This is a genomic window from Chengkuizengella marina (genome assembly GCF_009910845.1).
GTDB lineage: Bacteria > Bacillota > Bacilli > Paenibacillales > KCTC-33759 > Chengkuizengella > Chengkuizengella marina.
Genome location: NZ_SIJB01000058.1, coordinates 1 through 2,345 on the forward strand (window position 1 = coordinate 1; position 2,345 = coordinate 2,345).

The window sequence follows — 2,345 nt, forward strand, 5'->3', positions numbered from 1 at the left end:
TTATATATCCATATCATTAATCAAGGATTATTGAGGCTAATAAAAATGATTAAGGGATTTTTGTAGGTTATTAAGTAAAGTTTTAAGGACAAAACCCGATATGTGACATAAATTTCCAAAAATTTCTTTATCAAAGCAAAATCTATTAAATAATAAGCGTGTTTTACAATATGTTTCCCAATACAATAGACTGTTTTCTGATGATAAGATATCTATACAGACTTTATTTGTAAAAATATAGAAAGGTAAAGGATGAATAAAATGATTACCTACACAACATTAGGGGAACTCATTCGACATCATCGGAAACAAGCAGAAATGACATTAGTACAATTAGCAGAAGCAGCTAAACTGACTAAAGGAAATCTATCTAAAATCGAATCGGGGCAAATTAAATGTCCATCTTATCAGACAATATTGAAAATAAATTCTGTCTTAAATCTTCCTCTTAAAGAGGTAATTGAACGATACATAGGAATCGTAGATAAAACAGATTCTCTGTTTGATATATTGGATGACATATCACACAACGAGAAAAATATCCCTATAATTGAAAAAGTTGCTATTAAAGCTCTTAAATCACCTAAAAATGACAGTATAGAATTGGTTGAGAGGCTTTTTCAGAAGGTTGAAGGGATAAAGAGTTCTTCCATCAAATTGACCCTCCTAAAGTCAATTACACGCTTCTCGAAAACACATGGGATTATGCCATATATCGCGAAGTGTTTGTTGAAAATCTATCTGATTGAACGAGATGATTTTACAAAACTTCGCTCAACATATGATTCTGGAAAGGTTATAGTAATGGAGTATGAAGAGTTCTTAACGAGCGAAGAAAGAGGGGAAATGTATTATAGTTTTGGAGTTCATGCTTATAATTTATATTTGTTTGAAGAGAGTATAGAGATGTGTAAAAAAGCTTTAAATGAAACAATCTCTGATAGAATGCGGGCGAATACTATTGGTGCTGTATCTAATAGTTACTACCGCTTAGGTGATTATAAGCGAACAAAAAAATACTTGGATCAATACAAGACATTCTCATTTCCGGAAGTGAAAGATAATGTAAAGGAAATTGAAGCAATGTTACATTCAGCACATGGTAATTATCAGCAAGCCATTTCATTACTAGAAGAAAACTTACCACATTGTGGGGATTTTACCTTACTTCATATTGTTAATCACTTAATTAGATTATATTTACAAACAAATAATCTTCCAAAAATTCAAGAGCTTATTGAGCTAGAAGAGAAACTATTATCTATTCCATGTGTTACCCCGTTTAAAAAATCAGAATTAGCCCTCTATTTTAGACTAAAAGGGGAATATTATATTCTCATAAAAAGAGTGGAGGAAGGGATAAATTATTGTTTGGAATCTGCAAAACGATATGCGAACATTGATCTGGTTAACAAGGAAAAAGAATCTCTATCTATTATTATGAATACTCAAGTTATAAATAAAGAATTCATGGCTTCATTAACTATTGAGAAGGTAGGGAACTATTATAAAAAGTTCATCATATAAAAACATTATGGATTATTATGGATACTCATGTTATAAATAAGGAAATAAACTATTTAGAAAGAAGGTTAAAATTATGAAAAAATTATTCAAATCTTTAACTTTTTTTGCTTTTACAGTATTAACCGCACCTGAAATTACTAAAGTGGTAAGTCTATTGAGTGACATTGACCCAGGTTGGTAAAAAAACATTAAAAAAACCTGCCTAAATAGGTGGGTTTTTTTGTATCAACTTACAAATGTTTCTTAGAAATTGTCAAACGCTGATATAGAGAAACCTATGGTATTATATTGATAACTTCAAGAAAAACCCAAAATATTATGCTTTTTGTATTTATTTTGAAAATTAGGGGGTGAAATCAATAACAATTTTTAAATTGGCTGAGAAAAAGGATGGTGATACATAGGACATCCCTGATAATTGCTCGCAACAACTACCAGGGACAAATAAAAAATAATAATTCACTCTAATTATAAACAACTTTGTTTGATAAGTCACTTTTAAAAATTTTGATCAAATTTTACATGAAATTTATTAAATTAGTGAACAAGTATTCGTATAAATGATTAGTTTGATGTTAACATAATAAAAATTAAAAGGAGCTCGATATATGGATCAGATGATGCTATCAATTAATTTAATTTTAAATGAAGAGGAAGCATCGGCATTTGCAAAATCAGTTATACAGGTGAAAAATCTCTCATTTCCATATATAATTTCATTAAATACTATAGGAAAAATATATCGGTATGAATTAAATGATGATCTAAATTTAAATATAAAAGAAGAAGCCTGATTATAAAATGGTACCTGTAGTTAG

The 2,345-nt window shown here is 29.1% G+C and carries 2 protein-coding genes; both read left to right on the top strand.

The annotated features are described in order from the left end of the window. The first annotated feature begins 252 nt into the window (after positions 1 to 252). On the top strand, positions 253 to 1,527 hold the full coding sequence (locus tag ERL59_RS19560; RefSeq protein ID WP_160647919.1) for a helix-turn-helix domain-containing protein: 1,275 nt from the start codon (positions 253 to 255) through the stop codon (positions 1,525 to 1,527). A gap of 608 nt (positions 1,528 to 2,135) precedes the next feature. Beyond that, positions 2,136 to 2,321 (top strand): hypothetical protein, encoded by a 186-nt coding sequence (locus ERL59_RS19565; protein WP_160647920.1) that lies wholly within the window; start codon positions 2,136 to 2,138, stop codon positions 2,319 to 2,321. The last annotated feature ends 24 nt before the right edge of the window (positions 2,322 to 2,345 follow it).

Excerpts from the sequence above, each read along its gene's own strand:
- ERL59_RS19565 (WP_160647920.1), top strand. The coding sequence starts at position 2,136 with ATGGATCAGATGATGCTATCAATTAATTTAATTTTAAATGAAGAGGAA.
- ERL59_RS19560 (WP_160647919.1), top strand. The coding sequence starts at position 253 with ATGAATAAAATGATTACCTACACAACATTAGGGGAACTCATTCGACAT.